Origin of the sequence: Mesorhizobium sp. J18, from assembly GCF_007829525.1 — a bacterium.
Taxonomy (GTDB): domain Bacteria; phylum Pseudomonadota; class Alphaproteobacteria; order Rhizobiales; family Rhizobiaceae; genus VLJP01.
On the sequence record NZ_VLJP01000045.1, the window covers coordinates 12,571 to 32,902 of the forward strand.

The window sequence follows — 20,332 nt, forward strand, 5'->3', positions numbered from 1 at the left end:
TTCGTCGGAGTTAACGGAAATATTTCTCGTCTCCGACAGCGGGCCGTCATTGACCGAGCGGGCCGACAAGGGTCTGGGGCATGTTCATCAATCGCCGCGAAAGTGCAACCGGGCGCGGGCGCGATAGCGAGGAGATCCTCTGCGGAGACTGCTAAGGCGGCACCGGCAAGCAGGGCCGAATTGCCAAGCCGCCGCATCCCTCATATGTCTTTGGAGAATACAGGACAAACTGATCCCGGCATGGCACGCGCGTTTCTCTTCGTTCTTGATTCCTTCGGCATCGGTGGCGCGGCCGATGCGGAGCGGTTCGGCGATGCCGGTGCCGATACATTCGGCCACATAGAGGCAGCCTGCGCCGCAGGCGAGGCGGACCGGGGGAACCTCCGCCAAGGGCCGCTCGCTGTTCCACACATGCGCTTGCTTGGGCTGGGACATGCCGCTGCCATTGCCACTGGCAGACCGCTGCCCGCCGATGTGATTCCGGCCGGCTTTTTCGGAGCGGCGGAGGAAGTTTCCAACGGCAAGGATACGCCCTCCGGCCATTGGGAAATCGCCGCTGTCCCGGTACCCTTCGAATGGGGCTATTTCCCCGAGATCGTTCCGGCCTTTCCGGCGGAGCTCACCGAAAAGCTGATTACCCAGGGCGAAATTCCCGGCATTCTCGGCAATTGTCATGCTTCCGGCACCGAAATCATTGCTCGCCTCGGGCAAGAGCATATCCGCTCCGGCAAGCCGATCTGCTACACATCGGCCGACTCCGTTCTGCAGATAGCGGCTCACGAAGAGCATTTCGGCCTCCGTCGACTCTACCGGCTTTGCGAGACGGCGCGGCGGCTGGTCGATCCTCTCAACATAGGGCGCGTCATCGCCCGGCCCTTCGCGGGGGAAACACCTGACACTTTCCAGCGCACGGCCAATCGCCGAGACTATGCCGTGCCGCCGCCCGAACCCACCCTGCTCGACCGCGTGGAGGCTGCCGGCGGACGTGTCTTCGGCATCGGCAAGATCGGGGACATCTTCGCCCATAAAGGCGTGACGGAAGTCCGCAGGGCGTCAGGCAACATGGCACTACTCGATAAGGCGCTCGAGGCCATGGACGATGCACGCGACGGCGACCTTGTCCTCGCCAATTTCGTCGACTTCGACACCCTCTACGGTCACCGACGCGACGTTGCGGGCTATGCAGCGGCACTCGAAGCCTTCGACCGGCGCCTGCCGGAAACCATGGCACGGATGCGTGACGGCGACATGCTCATCCTGACCGCCGATCATGGCTGCGACCCGACCTGGCGGGGCACCGATCACACGCGTGAAAGGGTTCCCGTCATCGGTACCGGCCCTGGATTGGCTCCACGTTCGATCGGCCTGCGCAGGACCTATGCCGATATCGGCGAGACGGTCGCGGCTCATCTGGGACTGCCTGCCGGCCGCCACGGAACTTCCTTCCTCGACCAGTTGGACGACCATGCCCGAACTACCTGAGGTGGAAACCATCCGCCGCGGCCTCCAGCCTGTCATGGAAGGCTCGCATATCCTTGCGGTGGAGCAGAGACGTCCGGATTTGCGCTTTCCTTTTCCGGAGAATTTCGCGGCACGTCTGGCCGGAAGGGACATCCTCGCCCTAGGCCGGCGCGCCAAATACATGACCGTTCATCTCGACGACGATGCGGTGCTGATCTGCCATCTCGGCATGTCGGGATCGTTCCGCGTCGAACATGGAAACAGGCAAAACATCCCCGGCGAATTTCATCATGCCCGCTCCAAGGATGAGAAACACGATCATGCCGTGTTCCATCTGCGCCGCAAGGACGGCAGTGATGCGCGCATCATCTTCAACGATCCGCGCCGTTTCGGCTTCATGCTGCTTTCCACCATGACTGAACTGGAAACCCATCCGCTGCTAGCCGGGCTTGGCGTGGAGCCGACGGGAAATGCGCTCGACGGCGAACTGATTTCCAACCTCATGCGCGGCAGGCGCGCGCCGCTGAAGGCTGCCCTGATGGATCAGGGTCTTATCGCTGGTTTGGGCAACATCTATGTATGCGAAGCGCTCTGGCGGGCCGCATTGTCGCCGAAGCGCACGGCCTCATCTATCGCAGGGAGGCCGGGCAGAACGCCCGAACGCTGCCACAGGCTCGCAGAGGCCATCCGAGCAGTGATTGCCGAAGCGATCGATGCCGGCGGCTCATCGCTGCGCGACCATGTGCAAGCGGACGGATCCCTCGGCTATTTCCAGCACAGTTTCAGTGTGTACGATCGTGAAGGCAAGCCTTGCCTCAGGCCGGGATGCGGCGGCACCATAAAACGGATCGTGCAAAGTGGCCGCTCGACCTTCCATTGTCCGGCGTGCCAACGTTAGCCGGCTGTTCCACAATTTGTATGACGCGGCGGCATTGCGCGTGCAAAGTGAGAAACCCATCCTTGCACCTAGGGCGTTCGGCCGATCAGCCCGGAAGATTGAGGGCTTCCTTCAGTCCGAGACCTTCTTTCAGCCGCAGGTCAAGATCGGCTTCGAGATGATCGAGGTGACGAATCATGAGGTTGTTCATGCGTGGAACGTCCCGTGCCTCGAGCGCGTCCAGAATGTCGACGTGCTCACTATGGCCGCAACTCGATGCGCCGGATTTGCCGTAAAGGGCGATAACGAGCGATGAGCGCGCGATCAGCTCTTCCATGAAGCGCAGCAGGATAGCATTGCCGGCGACGGAGGCGAGGAGGAGATGGAAATCGCCGGACGCCTTGATCTCGGCACGGCGGGCGGCGGGGCCACGCTGGCCGATGAAACGTGCTTCCTCGCCGAGTTGCACGCGGAACGCCTCAATGTCGCGCGCTGTTGCCCGTTCGCAGGCGACAGCGGCGATTCCGGGCTCCATCAGCCGGCGCGAGGCGAACACCTGGCGCGCCTCCTCCGGTGAGGGGTTGGCGACGAACGCGCCGCGGTTGCGCTCGATGCGCACCAGACCTTCGAAAGCAAGCATCTGCAGGGCCGCTCGCGCGATCGTGCGGCTAACATTGAACAGCGCGCCGACCTCGCTTTCGGAAAGCTTCGCGGCAGGCGCCAGACGCCGGTCGACGATCGCGTCGCGCAGATGATCGCGAATGGTCTGTGCACGATCCTCCACGCTTCCACCGGTTCTGATGATCTTGAGGTGTTCGATGTTCATGGTGGCCACGTTAGAATGGCTCCTTTTATCCTGAAACAGGCCCTATGGAAGAGCCGCATCTGGCAACGTCACCAAAGATTGCATACGATTCCAGCGATTGATAGCTCACAATCGCCTAAAATTTGTGCATCGCAACACGGGCAGATCCCCCAACTTCGAAGAGAACTTCCAAAAGAACCTATCGAATCAATCGGTTGAGGCACCGCCTCTCAATTGGCACGGGTGATGCTTGCTTCTTGTAAGCAGAAGGAAGCCATATGAGCAAAGCTGCCGCCATCGACATTGCCTCCGTCTCGAAGGTCTATGGCACGACGACGGCCGTCCACGCCATCAGCCTCAAGATTCCGGCCGGCGCCTATTGTTGTCTTCTCGGTCCCTCCGGTTGCGGGAAGACGTCGACGCTGCGGATGATCGCCGGCCACGAGAATATCTCGTCCGGTGATATCAGGCTGGGCAATACGGTCGTCACCGACCTGCCGCCTGCCAGGCGTGGCACGGCGATGATGTTCCAGTCCTATGCCCTGTTTCCACACCTCGACGTCATCGACAACGTCGCCTTCAGCCTGAAGATGAAGGGCGTGCCGAAGGACGAGCGGCGGGCGAAGGCGCTGGAGATGCTGAAGCTTGTACAGATGGACGCCTACGCTTCCCGCCGTCCGGCACAGCTTTCCGGTGGTCAGCAGCAGCGCGTGGCGCTGGCCCGCGCGCTGATCACCGACCCGGAGGCCTTGCTTCTCGACGAACCGCTCTCCGCCCTCGACCCGTTCCTCAAGATCAGGATGCGGGCCGAACTCAAGAAGCTCCAGACCTCGCTCGGCATCACCTTCGTCCACGTCACCCACAGCCAGGAGGAAGCGATGGCGCTGGCGGACATGATCGTGGTGATGAACGATGGTCGCATAGAGCAGGCCGGGGCGCCCCGCACAGTCTTCGCAAGACCGGCCACCGCCTTTGTGGCCCGCTTCATGGGCAACCACAATGTCATTTCGGGGCGCGTGACATCGGTGATGAACAATTCCGTCACCCTCGACGTCAATAGCGGCGGCACATTCGCTGCCATTGGCGGCACACGCGAGATCGGTGAGGGCGTCGATATAGCCGTGCGAACCGATCGCGTCCGTGTCGGGCAGCCGTCCGCGCCCGGACTCGGCTTCACCGGCATCATCACCAACATAGAATATCGCGGCTCGTCGGTGAAGCTATCGGTCGCCGGCGCCGGCATCGAGGACTTCACGGCCATCGTCGGCGAAGCCGCCTTCTATGCCGAGCCGGTCTCGGTCGGCGAAACCGTGCCGCTGGCATGGGATGCCGAGGACGCGATCGTCCTCGGTCGTCTCGACTCATGAACCATCCGCAACAATGAAAACAGGGGAACAGGCCATGACCAAGAAAATATCTGGAGAGCCGGGCATCGGAGCATCGGGAATTACACGCCGCTCGCTTTTGAAGACAGGTGCCGCCGCCGCCGGCCTCGCCGCGGGCTCCGGCGTCATCACTGGCTTCCCGACAATCTGGGCTCAGAATCCGATCACGCTGCGCCAGTTCGGCACCGGCGTGTCGAACCTCAATGCGATCGCTGAGAAGTGCAAGGAAGATCTCGGCATCACTCTGGAGATGACGGCGACCGATTCCGACGCTGCCGCGCAGCGCGCCGTCACCCAGCCGGACAGCTACGACATCGCGGACATCGAATACTGGATTCTGAAAAAGGTGTTCCCGGCCGGCGTCATTCAGCCGATGGATACGTCGAAGCTGACCTACTACGACAAGCTCGTCCCGCTCTTCATCACCGGCAAGCTGACGCCCGACAGCGAGATCGCGCAGGGCACCGCGCCGCACACTGTCGGCTTCGTGGAATCGCAGGATTCCAAAACCTTCGCGACCGAGCCTACCCAATGGTTCACCATGGTGCCGACGATCTACAACGCAGACACGCTTGGCATCCGCCCCGACCTCGTCGGCCGCGACATCACCACTTGGGCCGACATTCTCGACCCGGCATTCAAGGGCAAGACATCGATCCTCAACATACCGTCCATCGGTATCATGGACGCCGCGATGATCATGGAAGCCGCTGGCGAGATCACCTATGCCGACAAGGGCAACATGACGACGGAGGAGATCGACAAGACGATCGACTTCCTGATCGAGACCAAGCGTGCGGGCCAGTTCCGCGCCTTCTGGAAGTCGTTCGACGAGAGCGTCAACCTGATGGCGTCGGGCGAAGTCATTATCCAGTCGATGTGGTCGCCGGCCGTCGCTGCGGTGCGCTCGCGCGGCATTCCCTGCGTCTACCAGCCGCTGAAGGAAGGCTATCGCGCGTGGGGCGGCGGACTCGGGCTGGCCGCACATCTGTCGGGAGCCAAGCTCGACGCGGCCTACGAGTACATCAATTGGTATACTTCCGGCTGGGTCGGCGCCTATCTCAACCGGCAGGGCTACTACTCTGCCGCCATGGAGACGGCGAAGCAGTACATGTCCGACGACGAATGGGGTTTTTGGGTCGAGGGCAAAGCGGCGCAGGGAGACATCCTGTCGCCCGACGGGCAGGTGATGGAGAAGGCGGGCGCTGTGCGTGACGGTGGCTCGTTCGAGGAGCGCATGGGCAAGGTCGCCTGCTGGAACTCGGTCATGGACGAGGACCGCTACATGGTCCGCCGCTGGAACGAGTTTATCGCGGCATAGCCGTCACTCCCGGCGCGCCCTGCGGGGCGCGCCAGCGATGCAAAGGGCCTCGGAGCAGCCGCACCATGACGACGACAGTCGACGACTCCGCCGCGACGGGCGCCCCGGCGGCACAGAGGGGACGGGCCCGCCCGTTCTCCCTCTCCGCCCTGGCCTCCTACCTGCAGGTCGCGCCCCTGGCGCTGATCCTCGGCTTCTTCCTGCTCGCCCCGGTGCTGATGATCGTGGTGGTCAGCTTCTGGGACTACGATTTCGCCCGGCTCTATCCCGATTTCGTGCTGACCAACTACGCCGAGACGCTCGGCTCGTGGGTGACGTGGCGGACCTATCTCAACACGCTGAAATACGCGGTCATTGTCTGGGCACTGACGCTGTTCATCGGCTTCTGGGTCGCCTACTTCCTCACCTTCCATATCCGCACCTCCGCTATGCAGATGGTGCTGTTTCTCGTCTGCACCGTGCCCTTCCTGACCTCCAACATCATCCGCATGATCTCGTGGATACCCGTGCTTGGCCGTAACGGGCTGGTCAATTCGACGCTGATCGAGATGGGGCTTGTTTCCGAGCCGGTCGAATGGCTGCTCTATTCCGACTTCGCTGTGGTGCTCGCCATGGTGCATCTCTACACGCTGTTCATGGTCACCCCGATCTTCAACACGCTGATGCGCATCGACCGCTCGCTGGTAGAGGCCGCCCGCGATGCCGGCGCAACGGGCTGGCAGATTCTGTGGAACGTCATCCTTCCGCTGGCCAAGCCCGGCATGGCGATCGGCACCATTTTCGTCGTTACGCTGGTAATGGCCGACTTCATCACCGTGCTGGTCATGTCCGGTGGCCAGAGCGCGTCCGTCGCCCTGATGATGCGCAACCAGATGTCGCTGCTGCAATATCCGGCTGCCGCCGCCAACGCGGTGGTGCTGCTGGTGCTCGTTCTGATGATGGTGGCAGGCATCCTGCGCGTCGTCGACATCCGCAAGGAGCTGTGACATGAACGGAGAAAGACGCTCTGGCGAATTCTGGGTCCTCGCGATCTTCTTCGCCCTGTTCGTGCTGTTCCTCTACGGGCCGCTATCGGCGATCCTGATCCTATCCTTTCAGGGCCCCAACGGCGGCCTGACCTTTCCGATGAACGGCGTGTCCCTGCACTGGTTCCGCAACCTGACTCAGCAGCAGGCGGTGGGCGATTTCGGCGGCTCGTTCCGCCGCTCCTTCACACTCGGCGTCATGGTGATGCTGGTGACGGTGGTGGTGTCGCTGCTTGCCGGCCTCGCCTTCCGGCGCCGGTTCGTCGGCGCGACCCCGCTATTTTATCTGGCGGTAGCCAGCCTTGTCGTGCCGTCGATCATCATCTCGCTCGGCATCGGCGTCATGTTCCAGCAGATCGGCATCCGGCCGTCCTGGTATGGTTCGGCCTTCGGAGCACATCTGACCTGGACGCTGCCATTCGGGGTGCTGATTATGTTCGCCGTGTTCAACCGCTTCTCCCCGGCTTACGAGGAGGCGGCGCGCGACCTCGGCGCATCCCCGTGGCAGACCTTCCGCCATGTGGTATTGCCCATGATCGCACCGATGCTGGTGGGTGTCGGCCTGTTCGGCTTCACGCTCTCCTACGACGAGTTCGCGCGAACGCTGATGACGGCCGGTACCTACAACACGTTGCCGCTCGAAATCTACGGCATGACAACCAACGTCACCACGCCTGTGCTCTATGCCCTCGGCACCGTGACGACGCTGTTCTCCTTTCTTGTAATCTCCGTTATGCTGGGCGTCATCGTCTGGCTGGGCCGGCGCCGTGCGCGCGTCTAAGACGGTTCCAGACATGCGCATTCTTGTCGTCAATCCCAACACTACGCCAACGATGACGGAAACGATCGCGGCGGCCGCACGCGCCGCGGCGGTCGCGCCGACAGTGATCGAGGCCATCACCTCGACCATGGGGCCTGCTTCCATTGAAGGCTATTACGACGAGGCGCTCGCCGTGCCCGGCCTGCTCGCGGAGATCGCGCGCGGCGAGCGGCGGGGCGCGGCCGCGGCCGTCATCGCCTGCTTCGACGACACCGGGTTGGATGCCGCCCGTGCCATGGCGTCTATCCCGGTGATCGGCATCTGCGAGGCCGCGCTGACGCTGGCCGCATTCATCGCTCGGCGCTTCAGCGTGGTGACGATGTCGGAGCGTTCGCTGGTGCCGGTCGAAGAACTGGTCCACCGCTACGGCATGGGCGGGCGGGCGCTGGTAAGAGCGGCAGGGATTCCGGTTCTGGAGTTGGAAGACCCATCGTCGGGAGCGGTGACGAGGCTGCGCAGCGAGATCGCCCGCGCGCTTGACGAAGACCACGCGGAAGCGATCGTGCTCGGCTGCGCCGGCATGGCCGACCTAGCGGGCGCTCTTCGGCGGGATTTCGGCGTTCCGGTCATCGACGGGGTCGGGGCGGCGGTTAAGCAGGCCGAGGCGCTGCTAGCGCTGGGCCTTTCCACAAGCAAGCGCGGTGCGTATGCCATGCCCGCAGAAAAGTCTTTCGCCGGCTTGCTTGCCGATTTCGCGCCGGGCAGAGCGGTCGCCTGATGATCGTGACGGCGGCCACGATACGCACGCTATCCTTGGCCGAGGTCGAAATACTGGTCGGCTGGGCGGCTGATGAGGGTTGGAACCCCGGCCTTCACGATGCGGCAACCTTCCACGCTGCCGACGAGCAGGGCTTTCTCGGTGCTTTCGTCGGCGGCGAGATGGTCGCGGGGATTTCGGCCGTCGCCTACGGAGAGGATTTCGGCTTCATCGGCCTCTATATCTGCCGGCCGGATATGCGCGGCAGGGGGATCGGCAAGGCTGTCTGGGACGCCGGAATGGAGCGGCTGGGGAGACGCGTCATCGGTCTCGACGGTGTTCGAGAACAGCAGGCGAACTATCGCAGTATGGGGTTTATTCCAGCCTACCGCACGTTCCGGTTCAGCGGCCGCCTCGAAACGCAGATCGATGTGCCCGGCAGCATCCGACCAATCACGCCGGACTTTCTGCCCATCATCGCCGCCTTCGACCGACGTTTCTTCCCCGCCCCACGGCCTTCCTTCTTGCAGGCATGGCTTGGACCTCCGCATGTCGCACTGATGGACATCGACAGCGACGAAGTCCGCGGCTACGGCGTCGCCCGTCAATGCCGCGAAGGCTTCAAGTTCGGCCCGCTCTTTGCGCGAGATGAAGAAGCAGCGACTGCCCTGTTCGGTGCGCTCGCGGAAGCCTGTGACGGCAATATTCATATCGACGTGCCCGAGGCAAACCGGACCTTCAGCCGCTTTTTGTCGTCGGGCGGCATGTCAATGGGATTTGAGACGATGCGCATGTATCGAGGCCCGGTCCAGCAGACGAAACAAGCTGGCGTTTTCGGTGTGACGACGCTTGAACTGGGATAGAAATACACTTCAGCGGCACAAAGGGGCCGCAGTTGCAACTCGCCATCTTCCGGCTTGTTGCCGAAGCGGACCTTATGCCTGCGACGACCGCCCGCGGCAGGCTTTGCGGGCGTAGAGACGGAGCATTCGGCTGATGTCGCTTGCCTTCCTTCACGAAGTCGAATTCGATCGGCGCCGACTGTCTCGCCAGCCGGGCAGCCGATAAATTATGCAGACCCTGCAAATCTGGAATCCTGCATCATTTTTCGGCTTGACGGGTGATCCCGTTCCCCCTTTTGTATAGACTTATAAATCAACAAAGGGGAACTTCATCCGTAAGTCCATGCTTTTTGCGGCGGTATCCGCCGTTCTTTTCTCTCTCGCCTCGACAGGAATGTCCCAGGCCCAGGATGCATTGGAACGGGCCAAGTCGGCTGGCGTTCTGCAGGTTGCTACGGAAATGCAATATCCCCCCTACGACTTCCTGCAGGGCGGCCAGCATGTGGGCTATAATGTCGATCTCTTCAACGAGATATCGAAGGAAATCGGCCTGAAGGTGGAATTCACGGATCTGCCGTGGTCCAGCGTGCTGCCGGGACTGGAAGCGGGCAAATATGACGTTGTCGCGGGTCCGGCTGCAATCACGGAGGAACGCTCGGAACGTTTCCGCTTCCTCGTCCCTATTTCCGAAAGCCAGACGACCATCATGATCCGCACCGACTATGATGGCATTGCCAAGCCCGAGGACATCGCCGGCAAGAAAATCGGCGTCCAACGGGCTGCCACCGCTTCCAAAGAACTTGCGAGCTATGCCGCAACCCTGTCGGAGCCACCTGTTGTCACCGAATATGTCGACTACAGCCAGGCCAATGCGGACCTTGCCGCCGGCCGTCTCGACGGTGTCGCCAACATGTCGAACAATGCCCTTTACGCAGCCGCACAGCGTCCCGAAAGCTTTGCCGTTATCGCCGAGGGTTTCGGGGCGACCAGCTATTCGAGCTTTCTCGGTCGCAAGGATGATGACTCCAAGGCCCTGCTCGACCTCCTGAACGAGGCAATGCTGACGATAAAGCATGATGGCCGCATGGCGAAAATCCAGGAAAAGTGGTTCGGCAAGGCCCAGGACCTGCCGGATCAGGGACCGACCTTCGAATAAGCCGCAGATCAAAAGCCCGTCAGGCCCTTGCGCAGGTCGTCTGACGGGCTTTCAATCGCCTCGCTTCCTGACCAATCCTATATGAATGCCGTTTTGAGGCGATGATCGATCTCTTCCTTACAGAAGCGCTTCCCGTCTTCGTCGACGGAATCCAGGCAACACTTTTCTATGCCTTGGGCTGCCTCGTGGTCGGTTTTCCAATCGCCGTCCTGATCTGTGCGATGCGGATGTCGACGATCGGTCCCCTTAAAGCCCTTGCGACCGTCTATATCAGCTTCCTGCGCGGCGTTCCGCTGATGGTTCAGTTGCTGATTTCCTTCTATTGTCTGCCTGTACTCGGGGTGAATGTAGCGCCGTGGGCGGCCGCTCTCTTCACCCTGGCCATCTGCACCTCAGCCTATATGGCGGAAATTCTACGCGGCGGCTTTCTCGGAATCCCCTACGGACAAATCGAAGCGGCACAGATCTCCGGTCTGACACGACGGCAGATCTTGTTGTGGATTCAGGTTCCGCAGGCCGTACGCCTGACCTTGCCGGCTCTCGTCAATGAAGCCGTGGCCATGGTCAAGGCCTCGTCGCTGATTTCTGTGGTCGGAGTGCTGGACCTGACGCGGGCGGCCCAGAACGTCGCCTCCAGTACGTATCAGCCACTGACATTTTACACGGTTGCCGGGGCTCTTTATCTGGTCATCACGATGAGCGTCGCCACGGGCGGGCGCTGGCTCGAACGCCGCATGGCGGCGGGGAGGCGCTAGCCATGGATTTCTCCGTCCTCACCGACAACTGGCCGCAAATCCTGAACGGCCTCGTCCTGACCTTGAAACTGTGGCTGGGGGGCACCCTGTCCGGGCTTGCCCTCGGGCTGCTCCTGGCCACGATCCAGGTGAACAGCATCGGTGTGGTGTGGCATGCGATCCGGGGCTATTCCGCGGTCTTCCGGGGCGTCCCGCTACTGATCCAGCTCTTCCTGCTTTATTACGGCGGGCCATCGATCGGCTTCGTCCTGTCACCGGTTGCAGCCGGTCTTTTGGGGCTGACGATCTACAGCAGCGCCCAGTTTGTGGAAATATTTCGAGCCGGTTTCGAATCCGTCCCCCGCGGCCAGATAGAGGCAGCCCGGATTTCGGGGCTGAATCGCTTCCAGATCCTTGTTCATATCGAGTTGCCGCAGATGCTGATCATCATCGTGCCGTCTCTGGTGAACCTGTTCGTGATCATGACCAAGGAGACAGCGATTCTGTCTGTCATCTCGATCCCCGATCTCACCGCCGTCCTGAACGGCATCGGATCAACCACCTACGCCTTCGCAGAGACGTTGTTCGCATTGGCTGCGTTCTACTGGATTCTGCTGGAATGCGTCACGATGGCAGGCCGCGTGCTCGAACGACGGGCGAGCCGTTATCTCATTCGTTAGAATGCCGGCAGGCAAGGGAACTGCATATGTCCGACAACACGATCATCAAGGTTTCTAACCTGATCAAGACCTTCGGGAGCACGACGGTCCTGAATGGTGTCTCGCTCGACTTTGAGCGTTCGCAGGTGACCTGCATCATCGGTGCTTCCGGTTCGGGCAAGAGCACACTGTTGCGCTGTATGGCTTTCCTGGAGACCTATGAAGGCGGACGGATCGAGATCGAGGGCCAGTTGCTCGGTTATGTCGAAAACCAGGGTATCCGGCAAAGGGCGTCCTCCAGCCGCATTGCCGAGACGCGGCGCAATGTTGGCTTCGTGTTCCAGCATTTCAATCTCTGGCCGCACATGACGGCGCTCGAAAACGTCGCCAAGCCTCTTTGGCTGACTGCAGGCTGCAGCCGTCAAGAAGCGAGGGAGAGGGGCGCCGCGGCATTGGAGAAGGTAGGCCTGGCGGACAAGCTCTCAAGCTATCCGATCCAGCTTTCCGGCGGCCAGCAGCAACGGGTCGCCATTGCCCGCACACTTGCCAAGGAACCGCATATCATTCTGTTCGACGAGCCGACTTCGGCACTCGACCCCGAGATCGTCGGAGAAGTTCTGCAGGTTATGCGCAATCTTGCCGACGAGGGCATGACCATGGCCGTGGTAACGCATGAAATGGGTTTTGCAGCGCATGTGGCCAACCGGATCGCCTTCATCGACCAGGGCGTGATCGCCGTCGAGGGGAAGCCGCGCGATGTCCTGCTCAACAAGGACAATCCCAGGCTGGTGCGCTTCCTGAAGAATTTCTTCGATCGCAACAATTTCGTGGCCGCCTGAACCGGACTCGCCGGCAGGCACCTCGCGGCCGGCTATAACCAGTGGTAGAGAGCCGCCGTCGTTGACGCGCCACGTCCGAAACTTGAATGCGGTTTGATGGCAGGGATGTTGCGAGCCGGCGAGGATGACACCGCAGCACGATATGAATATCGTGCAAGGATTTCGACACTGCCGGCGCGCAAAAGACCGCCAAGCCGGAATGGAATCCAAGGCATTGGCATTCAGGAACAGACCGCAATCATTTAAAGATGAACGGCTCTAAGCAGCCGTCTCGACGGAAGAGAAGTTGAGTTGGCTATAGATCGCCTTCGGCTGACTATAGTAGAAGGCCCATTCCCGGTCGCCGTAGGAAAAATGCCACCATTCCCCGTCGAAGGGTGCGAAGCCTGCTACCTGCATGCAATAGCGCAGGATCTGACGGTTGCGGGCGGATTCCCGGTCTATGAAGGGCGAGAAGACGTAGGTATCGTCGTCATATTTGTGGATCGGCGTTCCGAAGGGCAGCGGCTTGCCGCTGGCATCGACGATATGGAGATCGACCGCCCCTCCCGTCGGATGCCCAGCCACCTCGGGCACGGCGCTGAAGCGATGTACCGTCTCGTTCAGCTCCACGCCTTCCAGTTCCGGCTGCCTTTCCAGGACGGTTTTCTTGTAGCTTTCGAACTTGAATGTCTGGATATTCAGATGACGATAGCCATAGACAACCTGCAGGTCGCAGTCGGGCATAACCGTCTTCAGGGTCTGCTGAGCCTTTTCCAGCCGATCGACCAATGCTTCGCGAACATAGATCCGATCGCCGGTATAGGCCTTCATCTGCTCGTCCACGACCAGCACCTTCCCGCTGAATTCCGGACCGATCGGCACCATGGCTTCGCCGCAGTCTTCCACCGGTACGGAGGCGAGCTCGCGATAGGTGAGGAAATGGTTTTCCAAAAGGCGGTATATGTTCGGCTGCTCAGTCATCAGCAAGGCTCCTGTGGGACGCGACGCCTTGGACATACTGGAGAGGAAAATCCTGCCGGTATTTTTAGGGGCGGGCGGTGCCAGGAGTTTTGACCGAAAAAGAGAATGCCGCAACCATTATTTGTACATACATATTCGATGCCCAGAGGGTGTTGCCGTTGTGACCAGGCGCTCTGCGCCTATGATGGCGGACTCGCAAAATGGGGTGCGTTACGAATCTGATTCCGGTTCTCGCCCCGATGGGCTAGAGAACGCTGGACACATCAAGAGCGAAGGCGACGTGGCAAACGGTAACGGCAAGGATGCGACCCTTCATCAGACGATCCTGGTCGAGATCGAGGGGCGCATCATGTCCGGCGAATGGCAGCCCGGCTTCCGCCTGCCCTTCGAGGTCGAACTGGCCGAGCATTACGGCTGCTCGCGCATGACCGTGAACAAGGTCATGACCCAACTCGCCAAGGCTGGATTGATCGAGCGCCACCGCAGGGCCGGCAGTTTCGTCACCAAGCCACGTGCGCAGTCCGCCGTGCTGGAACTGCACGACATCGAGACCGAGGTGAAGTCGCTTGGCCTGCCCTATAGCTACAACCTCGTTTCCCGCAAGGAACGCCGTTCCAATGCGGAAGACCGACGGCTGATGGAACTGGCGGATGCCACGCCGATGATCGAACTGCTTGCCGTGCATCGCGCCGGAGGCAAGCCGTTCTGCGTCGAGGAGCGCCGCATCAATGCCGGTGTCGTTCCCGAAGCGACGGCGACCGATTTCACGGTGAGTGCGCCCGGCGGCTGGTTGATCGCCCAGGTGCCGTGGAGCGCAGCCGAAAACCGCATTCAGGCGATAACCGCTTCCGCCGAGATCGCGCGCCTGCTGAAACAGCCCAGAGGAACGGCATGCCTCGTGGTCGAGCGGCGCACCTGGAGCCATGCCGGCCCGGTCACCTTCGTGCGGCTGACCTATCCCGGCGACAGCCACACGCTGGTGGCGCGCTTCACGCCTGAACACAGATGAGCAGCAAGGATACAGAAATGCGGGGCAGGATATACACGCAATGACTATCAATGTGCAAAGCGCGCGCCTGGCCTCCATGCGCCTCTACGAGGCCGAGACATCCCCGGAGCTCGTCGCGGAGCGGTACGGGCTCGCCGTTGCGGATGTCATCGACTTCTCGCTCAATGTGAACCCTTTGGGATCGCCTCCCGGCGCCATCGCGGCCGCGCAGCAGGCGCTGGCCACCACCAATGTCTATCCCGACCTGAATTTCGGCATCCTGCGTTCGGCACTTGCCCGCAGGCACGGGATTGCGGAGAACTGCTTCTTCTTCGGTGCAGGGCTCGACGATGTCATCAAGCTGGTGCTTCAGGCGTGGGTGAGCGAAGGCGACAAGGTTCTCGTCCATCTTCCGACCTTTCCACGCTACGAACTGGAGGCGCGCCTGAGAGGGTGCGACGTCGTCTGCGTTGAAAGCGAAACGCCAACGCAGATTGACGTAGCGAGGATAGAGCAGGCTCTGGCCTCTGGCGGGATCGCCCTGGCCTTTATCTGTACGCCGAACAACCCGACGGGAGCGACCGTTACGAACGCCGACATCGAGCGCTTGGCGCGAGCCTGGCCCGAAACGATCTTTGTCGTGGACGAGGCACTGATCTACCCGCTCGAGGAAGGGGCGATCCCCTTGTGCACGACACTTTCCAATCTTTGCGTCATGCGCACCTTCTCAAAATATTTCGGCCTTGCCGGCCTGCGTATCGGCTACGCGGTGGCGGATGCGCGACTGATGAAGGTAGCCGAAGTCGGCCGGCCCCCGTTCAACATGGCAGTTGCAGCCATGCATGCGGCAACGGCGGCCCTCGATGATGAGACCTTTCTACCCTCTTGCAAGGCACTGTTTCGCGAAGAGACTGACTATTTCAGGGAGAGGCTTTCGGCATTGCCCGCCATCTCGATCTGTGGAGCCAATGCCAACATGCTGCTTCTTGACCTTGGCGAGCGCAACGCCGCCGAGACGACCGAGTGGCTTGCCCGCAAGGGAATTGTGGTCGCGGATGCAACGTCTTTCCGCGGCCTCGAGCGGTACAACATGCTCCGCGTCTCGTTACGGAGCCGTGAGGACAATCTCAAGCTGATCGCTGCATTGGCGACGATGTGATGACCGCAAGGACGCTGGTCCGGGACACCATGTCGAGGTGGATGAAGGACATGACGCATCCTTCCAGTCTTGCGAAAAGACTGCACCATCAAAGCCTGGGATCAAATATCTAGGTGTTTCCTTTCAATATACTGCAATTCTGCGACCATTCAGCGACTCGACGGCGATCTGGGTCTCGTAGATTTCGCTCAGAAGATCTTGCTGAATGACCTCCTGCATAGCACCGTGGGCGACGATGCGGCCGTTCTTCATGGCAATGATATGGTCGGAATAGGCGGATGCCATGTTGATATCATGCAGGACGACGATCACCGTCTTGCGGAACTCGTCCGCCGCCCGGCGGACAAGACGCATGATTTCGACGGCGTGCTTGATGTCCAGATTGTTAAGCGGCTCATCGAGCAGCACGTAATCGGTATTCTGGCACATCACCATCGCCACGAATGCGCGCTGGCGCTGGCCGCCGGACAGTTCATCCAGGAAGCGGTCGGCACAGGCTTCAAGACCCAGAAACCTCAAGGCATCCCCTACGTGCCGTTCATCCTCCACCGTGTAACGCCCCTTGGAATAAGGATATCGGCCGAAAGTCACCAGATCACGCACGGTGAGCCGTGCGGCCATGTGGTTGTCCTGTCTGAGCAGGGAAAGTCTCCTGGCCAGCACGTCGCTCGGCGTCTTCGACACATCCAGCCCATCGACCTGAATCGACCCGGCGTCGGGGGACAGCAATCGGCCGATCATGGAAAGCAGCGTCGATTTGCCGGCGCCGTTGGGGCCGATGATGGAAGTGACCCCGCCCGAAGGAAGCGTGATGGAGATATCGTCCACGACAACAGTTTCGCCGTAGGATTTTGTCACTTTCTCAATCTCAATCATCGGGCCGCTCCCCTGACCACGAGCAGAATGAAGAAGATGCCGCCGATGAATTCGATGATCATGGACAATGCGGCATCGAGGCCGAAGACGCGCTCCAGGACCACCTGCCCGCCGACAAGAAGAGCAATGGCAATGAGCGCCGCTGCCGGAAGAAGGATCGCGTGCCGTGACGCAGGCAATAACAGATAGGCAAGGTTGGCGACCAGTAGCCCGAAGAAGGTGACCGGACCCACCAGCGCCGTCGAAACCGCCACGAGAAGCGTGATCATCCCCAGCCCCAGGGTGACGACGCGCCGATGCTCGACACCAAGAACAATTGCATTTTCGCGCCCCAGCGCGAGTACGTCGAATACCGGCAGCATGCGCATGACAGCAAGACTGACCGCCATCACCATTACGACAGAAAGGCCCAAAAGGGTGCTATCGATCGAATTGAAGCTTGCGAAGAGCCTGTCCTGCAGGACAAGGAATTCGCTTGGATCGATGACCCGTTGCAGGAAGCTCGCCGTGCTTCGGAACAGAATGCCGAAGATGATTCCAACCAGCATCAGGAGGTGCAAACTGCGGACCGCACCTGAAACCAGCCACCGATAGAGCAATCCGGCAAAGACGACGAGCACACTGACCTCGAGCGCGAAAAGAATATGCGGATTGGCGGCCGATATCCGCGAAGCGCCGACAAAGAAAACAAGAACCGTCTGGATGAGAATATAAAGGGAGTCGAAACCCATGATAGAGGGCGTGAGGATCCGGTTTCCCGTGATTGTCTGAAACAGCACCGTGGAGACGGCGATGGAATAAGCGACAAGCACAAGCCCCAGCAGCTTGGCACCTCTGAAGGGGATGATGAAGCTCCAGTTCCCGCGCGCGCCGAGCGTCATGAAGGCGATTGAGGCGGTCAGTGCCAGCAGCGCCAGCACGATCATCGCCATTCGTGTTCTTTTCCGCCGTGCCTCAGGCGACACGAGCGTTCCTCCGCAGGAGCAGGAAAAGGAAAAAGACAGCGCCTATCACTCCCATCATCGTGCCGATCGGAATCTCGAATGGGTAGATGATGAGGCGACCGCCGATATCGCATATGAGCACGAGACCGGCCCCAATCAGTCCCACCCAGGGAAGAGAGCGGCGGATATTGTCTCCCATCATCATGCTGACGACATTGGGCACGATCAGCCCAAGGAAGGGAATGGTGCCGACGGTCACCACCACGGCGGCGCTCACCAGGGCAATGATCGCCAGACCGAGTGAAAGGACACGCCGGTGATTGAGGCCAAGATTGGTGGTGAATTCCTGCCCGAGACCGGCAACGGTGAAGCGGTCAGCCGCCAGATAGGCAAGGGCGGTCAGGCCTGCCACGATCCATAAAAGCTCATAGCGGCCGCGCAACACGATGGAAAAATCTCCCGTCGTCCATGCGCCGATGGATTGCAGAAGGTCGAAGCGGAAAGCGAGAAATGTGGTGGCGGCCCCTATCACTCCGCCAAGCATGATGCCGACAAGGGGCACCATGAGTGTCGAACGAAGCGGGATCGTTCTGAGGATGCGCAGGAAAAGCGCCGTGCCCGCGAGTGCAAAAAGAGCTGCTACCAGCATCTTGACCATCACTGACGCACCCGGCGCGACAAGCATCATGACGAGCATGCCGAGCGTGGCCGAATCCACCGTGCCCACCGTCGATGGCTCGACGAAGCGATTGCGCGCCAGCATCTGCATGATGAGCCCCCCCACCGCCATGCCCATGCCGGCCAGCACCAGTGCGAGCGTTCGTGGAATCCGGCTGGCCAGTAAAATTTCACGGGCATGTGCATCGCCCTGGACGAGACCGCCCACCGTAACGTCCGACACGCCAACGAAAAGGCTCGTCAGGACAAGGGCCAGGAGCAAGAAGCTGGCTGCCGCAAGGCTGGCTGGCGAGAAAGGACTCACAGAATTTCGCTCACACTGGCGAGGGGCAGAAAAGCTTCGCGGCCGGATGGGACACCGACCGCGAACGCCTTTTGATGGCGAAGATCAGTTGTTCCCGGAAAGCGCTTCGGCGATCTGCCTAGCATTCATTTGCATCGCCGTCAGGCCACCGCCGACGAGATACCAGTTCGGTGCATTAAGATAGACGACCTGCTGCTTCTGCCACGCGGTGGTCTGTCGTACAAGATCGTTGTCGAGCAGTTGCTGAGCCGACTGCCCTTCCCGGCCGATTGCCGCATCCCGGTCGAGCACGAACAGCCAGTCCGGATTGTTCTCGAGAATGAACTCGTTGGAGATCGCCTGTCCGTGGGTGCCGGTCTTCAATCCTTCGGCGGCCGGTGTAAAGCCAAAGGCGCCGTAGATGATGCCAAAGCGCCCGCCCGGACCATGCGCGCTCATACGTCCGCCGGTCGTCAATACAACCAGCACGCGTCCGGCATCCTTGGCTGCTTCCTTGAGCTTTTCGATATCGGCTGACAGGGAAGCAAGCTTTTCTTTCGCCTCCGTTTCCTTGCCAAAGATGCGTGCCAGCGTCTCCACATTGGAGCGCATGCTGTTCAGATAGTCTGTTTGATCGACGCTCAGATCGATGGTTGGCGCGAGCTTGGCAATCTCCGCATATTTGGCCGCAGAGCGGCCGCCGACGATGATGAGATCCGGTTCAAGCGTACTGACCGCTTCGTAATCGGGTTCGAAAAGGGTGCCAATCTCGGCCGTGGCGCCGTCACTGTACTTGGCCAGATATTCGGGCTTTGCCCCGCCCGGCACGCCGTCTACCTCAACGCCGAGAGCATCGAGTGTGTCCAACGACGCAAGATCGAACACCAGCACGGTTTCGGGATTGGCGGAAACGGTGGTCTCACCCTGTGCATGCTTGATCGTCAGATCCTGCGCTCGCGTCGGAATGACCGCCGCAGCCACCGCAAGGGCCAAAGCAGTCAGAAAAATCATCGGCTTGTTCATTGTTCTTGCCTTTGTCGAATAGTTAAGTCTCAGTCGTCCACATGATCATGGCCGCCAATGCGGCCGGGTCGCCAATAACCTTCCGACAGTATCTGCTCGCGAGTGAGACCCCGTGCGATCAGGTCGTGCCTTTGCCTGCGCACATTGCTCGTTTCTCCGATCAGATAGGCTTGGCCGCGGCCGGCTGGCAGGCTGAAATCCGCGATCGCACTGGCCATGAGATTACTCGGCCCTGCAGGTTCGCCTCGCCGGTGGAGCCAGCGGACCTCCAGGTCAGCGGCACTCTCCAGGGGCACTTCGTAGTCGGAACCTTCGACCTCGAGAAAGATGAATGCCTTCGCATCGGATGGCATGGTTTCGGCGATATGCGCGATTGCCGGAATGCAGGTCTCGTCGCCGGTAAAGAGATGCCAGTCGGCGTCCTTCTGGAAAACCGTCCGCCCGCGCGGGCCGCGAATATCGATCCTGTCCCCGGGACGGGCGGAAAGCGCCCATCGCGGCCCCGGCGTCTCGCCATGCTTCAGTATGTCGACGGAAATTGTGCCTGCCTGCCGGTCCATGGTGCGGATCGTGTAGTCCCGGCGTCCAAACTCCCCCTCACCGGTGGGGATCATCATCACCACCGCCTGACCGGGCAGATAATCGAAACCGCTGCCTTGGGGCAGTGACAGCACCACCCGACGCATGTTCGATGGCGCATCAAAGCTTTCGACCACAGCAACAGTATAGGAGGGCAGTTTCGGCCGCCCTCGACGGAGGGCAGCCTGCAGCAGATCGCCTTGAGGCAAATTGTCCAA

General features: G+C 60.7%; 21 protein-coding genes. 14 read left to right on the top strand and 7 right to left on the bottom strand.

Annotated elements, in window-relative coordinates:
• Window positions 1-240 precede the first annotated feature (240 nt).
• Window positions 241-1,482 carry a phosphopentomutase gene (locus tag L598_RS15305; RefSeq protein ID WP_144863880.1) on the top strand — a complete coding sequence of 414 codons (1,242 nt, stop codon included), beginning with the start codon at window positions 241-243 and terminating at the stop codon, window positions 1,480-1,482.
• Window positions 1,466-2,359 carry a bifunctional DNA-formamidopyrimidine glycosylase/DNA-(apurinic or apyrimidinic site) lyase gene (mutM, locus tag L598_RS15310; RefSeq protein ID WP_144863881.1) on the top strand — a complete coding sequence of 298 codons (894 nt, stop codon included), beginning with the start codon at window positions 1,466-1,468 and terminating at the stop codon, window positions 2,357-2,359. Before L598_RS15305 ends, mutM begins: the two co-directional genes overlap by 17 nt.
• A gap of 85 nt (window positions 2,360-2,444) precedes the next feature.
• Here the strand turns inward: mutM and L598_RS15315 are convergent, their stop codons facing one another.
• A complete protein-coding gene (locus L598_RS15315; protein WP_144864135.1) occupies window positions 2,445-3,164 on the bottom strand; it encodes a GntR family transcriptional regulator in 720 nt (239 codons plus the stop codon).
• A 257-nt stretch (window positions 3,165-3,421) separates the two neighbouring features.
• Between L598_RS15315 and L598_RS15320 the strand changes: the two genes are divergently transcribed.
• The 10 genes from L598_RS15320 to L598_RS15365 all read left to right on the top strand — a co-directional run bounded on the left by L598_RS15320 (window position 3,422) and on the right by L598_RS15365 (window position 12,621).
• Window positions 3,422-4,510: an ABC transporter ATP-binding protein gene (locus tag L598_RS15320; RefSeq protein WP_144863882.1), complete on the top strand. Its 1,089-nt coding sequence runs from the start codon at window positions 3,422-3,424 to the stop codon at window positions 4,508-4,510.
• Window positions 4,511-4,544: 34 nt separating this feature from the next.
• The gene (locus L598_RS15325; protein WP_144863884.1) at window positions 4,545-5,849 is read left to right on the top strand and encodes a PotD/PotF family extracellular solute-binding protein; all 1,305 of its coding nucleotides are present in this window, start codon (window positions 4,545-4,547) and stop codon (window positions 5,847-5,849) included.
• A 65-nt stretch (window positions 5,850-5,914) separates the two neighbouring features.
• Entirely contained in the window at window positions 5,915-6,835 is a 921-nt protein-coding gene (locus tag L598_RS15330) for an ABC transporter permease (RefSeq protein ID WP_144863885.1), read from the top strand.
• Window position 6,836: 1 nt separating this feature from the next.
• Entirely contained in the window at window positions 6,837-7,655 is an 819-nt protein-coding gene (locus tag L598_RS15335; protein ID WP_144863887.1) for an ABC transporter permease, read from the top strand.
• 13 nt (window positions 7,656-7,668) lie between these two features.
• Window positions 7,669-8,412, top strand: coding sequence for an aspartate/glutamate racemase family protein (locus L598_RS15340; protein ID WP_144863889.1), 744 nt, complete (start codon window positions 7,669-7,671; stop codon window positions 8,410-8,412).
• Window positions 8,412-9,254: a GNAT family N-acetyltransferase gene (locus L598_RS15345; RefSeq protein WP_144863891.1), complete on the top strand. Its 843-nt coding sequence runs from the start codon at window positions 8,412-8,414 to the stop codon at window positions 9,252-9,254. The genes L598_RS15340 and L598_RS15345 overlap by 1 nt, the downstream gene beginning before the upstream one ends.
• A 373-nt stretch (window positions 9,255-9,627) precedes the next feature.
• On the top strand, window positions 9,628-10,389 hold the full coding sequence (locus L598_RS15350; protein WP_186445060.1) for a transporter substrate-binding domain-containing protein: 762 nt from the start codon (window positions 9,628-9,630) through the stop codon (window positions 10,387-10,389).
• A 101-nt stretch (window positions 10,390-10,490) separates the two neighbouring features.
• Window positions 10,491-11,144: an amino acid ABC transporter permease gene (locus L598_RS15355; protein ID WP_144863894.1), complete on the top strand. Its 654-nt coding sequence runs from the start codon at window positions 10,491-10,493 to the stop codon at window positions 11,142-11,144.
• A 2-nt stretch (window positions 11,145-11,146) separates the two neighbouring features.
• Window positions 11,147-11,803 carry an amino acid ABC transporter permease gene (locus L598_RS15360; RefSeq protein WP_144863896.1) on the top strand — a complete coding sequence of 219 codons (657 nt, stop codon included), beginning with the start codon at window positions 11,147-11,149 and terminating at the stop codon, window positions 11,801-11,803.
• Window positions 11,804-11,829: 26 nt separating this feature from the next.
• Window positions 11,830-12,621 (top strand): amino acid ABC transporter ATP-binding protein, encoded by a 792-nt coding sequence (locus tag L598_RS15365; RefSeq protein WP_144863898.1) that lies wholly within the window; start codon window positions 11,830-11,832, stop codon window positions 12,619-12,621.
• A gap of 258 nt (window positions 12,622-12,879) precedes the next feature.
• On the opposite strand, the gene L598_RS15370 is transcribed toward L598_RS15365, so the two are convergent.
• Complete coding sequence (locus tag L598_RS15370) at window positions 12,880-13,584, bottom strand: M15 family metallopeptidase (RefSeq protein ID WP_186445061.1); 705 nt, start codon at window positions 13,582-13,584, stop codon at window positions 12,880-12,882.
• A 280-nt stretch (window positions 13,585-13,864) separates the two neighbouring features.
• Here L598_RS15370 and hutC point away from each other — a divergent pair, with 280 nt between their 5' ends.
• Both hutC and L598_RS15380 read left to right on the top strand, forming a co-directional pair.
• Window positions 13,865-14,593 carry a histidine utilization repressor gene (gene hutC / locus L598_RS15375; protein ID WP_246658783.1) on the top strand — a complete coding sequence of 243 codons (729 nt, stop codon included), beginning with the start codon at window positions 13,865-13,867 and terminating at the stop codon, window positions 14,591-14,593.
• Window positions 14,594-14,633: 40 nt separating this feature from the next.
• Window positions 14,634-15,731: a histidinol-phosphate transaminase gene (locus tag L598_RS15380; protein WP_144863904.1), complete on the top strand. Its 1,098-nt coding sequence runs from the start codon at window positions 14,634-14,636 to the stop codon at window positions 15,729-15,731.
• 123 nt (window positions 15,732-15,854) lie between these two features.
• Here the strand turns inward: L598_RS15380 and L598_RS15385 are convergent, their stop codons facing one another.
• The 5 genes from L598_RS15385 to L598_RS15405 form a co-directional block, all read right to left on the bottom strand.
• Window positions 15,855-16,607 carry an ABC transporter ATP-binding protein gene (locus L598_RS15385; RefSeq protein ID WP_144863906.1) on the bottom strand — a complete coding sequence of 251 codons (753 nt, stop codon included), beginning with the start codon at window positions 16,605-16,607 and terminating at the stop codon, window positions 15,855-15,857.
• Entirely contained in the window at window positions 16,604-17,539 is a 936-nt protein-coding gene (locus L598_RS15390) for an iron chelate uptake ABC transporter family permease subunit (RefSeq protein ID WP_144863908.1), read from the bottom strand. Before L598_RS15390 ends, L598_RS15385 begins: the two co-directional genes overlap by 4 nt.
• A gap of 22 nt (window positions 17,540-17,561) precedes the next feature.
• Window positions 17,562-18,533: an ABC transporter permease gene (locus tag L598_RS15395; protein ID WP_144863910.1), complete on the bottom strand. Its 972-nt coding sequence runs from the start codon at window positions 18,531-18,533 to the stop codon at window positions 17,562-17,564.
• Window positions 18,534-18,617: 84 nt separating this feature from the next.
• Window positions 18,618-19,523, bottom strand: coding sequence for a siderophore ABC transporter substrate-binding protein (locus L598_RS15400; RefSeq protein WP_246658770.1), 906 nt, complete (start codon window positions 19,521-19,523; stop codon window positions 18,618-18,620).
• Window positions 19,524-19,564: 41 nt separating this feature from the next.
• Window positions 19,565-20,332: a siderophore-interacting protein gene (locus L598_RS15405; protein WP_246658771.1), complete on the bottom strand. Its 768-nt coding sequence runs from the start codon at window positions 20,330-20,332 to the stop codon at window positions 19,565-19,567.

Coding starts and splice junctions, on each gene's coding strand:
- L598_RS15305 (WP_144863880.1), top strand. CDS start 241: ATGGCACGCGCGTTTCTCTTCGTTCTTGATTCCTTCGGCATCGGTGGC.
- mutM (WP_144863881.1), top strand. CDS start 1,466: ATGCCCGAACTACCTGAGGTGGAAACCATCCGCCGCGGCCTCCAGCCT.
- L598_RS15315 (WP_144864135.1), bottom strand. CDS start 3,164: ATGAACATCGAACACCTCAAGATCATCAGAACCGGTGGAAGCGTGGAG.
- L598_RS15320 (WP_144863882.1), top strand. CDS start 3,422: ATGAGCAAAGCTGCCGCCATCGACATTGCCTCCGTCTCGAAGGTCTAT.
- L598_RS15325 (WP_144863884.1), top strand. CDS start 4,545: ATGACCAAGAAAATATCTGGAGAGCCGGGCATCGGAGCATCGGGAATT.
- L598_RS15330 (WP_144863885.1), top strand. CDS start 5,915: ATGACGACGACAGTCGACGACTCCGCCGCGACGGGCGCCCCGGCGGCA.
- L598_RS15335 (WP_144863887.1), top strand. CDS start 6,837: ATGAACGGAGAAAGACGCTCTGGCGAATTCTGGGTCCTCGCGATCTTC.
- L598_RS15340 (WP_144863889.1), top strand. CDS start 7,669: ATGCGCATTCTTGTCGTCAATCCCAACACTACGCCAACGATGACGGAA.
- L598_RS15345 (WP_144863891.1), top strand. CDS start 8,412: ATGATCGTGACGGCGGCCACGATACGCACGCTATCCTTGGCCGAGGTC.
- L598_RS15350 (WP_186445060.1), top strand. CDS start 9,628: ATGTCCCAGGCCCAGGATGCATTGGAACGGGCCAAGTCGGCTGGCGTT.
- L598_RS15355 (WP_144863894.1), top strand. CDS start 10,491: ATGATCGATCTCTTCCTTACAGAAGCGCTTCCCGTCTTCGTCGACGGA.
- L598_RS15360 (WP_144863896.1), top strand. CDS start 11,147: ATGGATTTCTCCGTCCTCACCGACAACTGGCCGCAAATCCTGAACGGC.
- L598_RS15365 (WP_144863898.1), top strand. CDS start 11,830: ATGTCCGACAACACGATCATCAAGGTTTCTAACCTGATCAAGACCTTC.
- L598_RS15370 (WP_186445061.1), bottom strand. CDS start 13,584: ATGACTGAGCAGCCGAACATATACCGCCTTTTGGAAAACCATTTCCTC.
- L598_RS15380 (WP_144863904.1), top strand. CDS start 14,634: ATGACTATCAATGTGCAAAGCGCGCGCCTGGCCTCCATGCGCCTCTAC.
- L598_RS15385 (WP_144863906.1), bottom strand. CDS start 16,607: ATGATTGAGATTGAGAAAGTGACAAAATCCTACGGCGAAACTGTTGTC.
- L598_RS15390 (WP_144863908.1), bottom strand. CDS start 17,539: ATGGCGATGATCGTGCTGGCGCTGCTGGCACTGACCGCCTCAATCGCC.
- L598_RS15400 (WP_246658770.1), bottom strand. CDS start 19,523: ATGATTTTTCTGACTGCTTTGGCCCTTGCGGTGGCTGCGGCGGTCATT.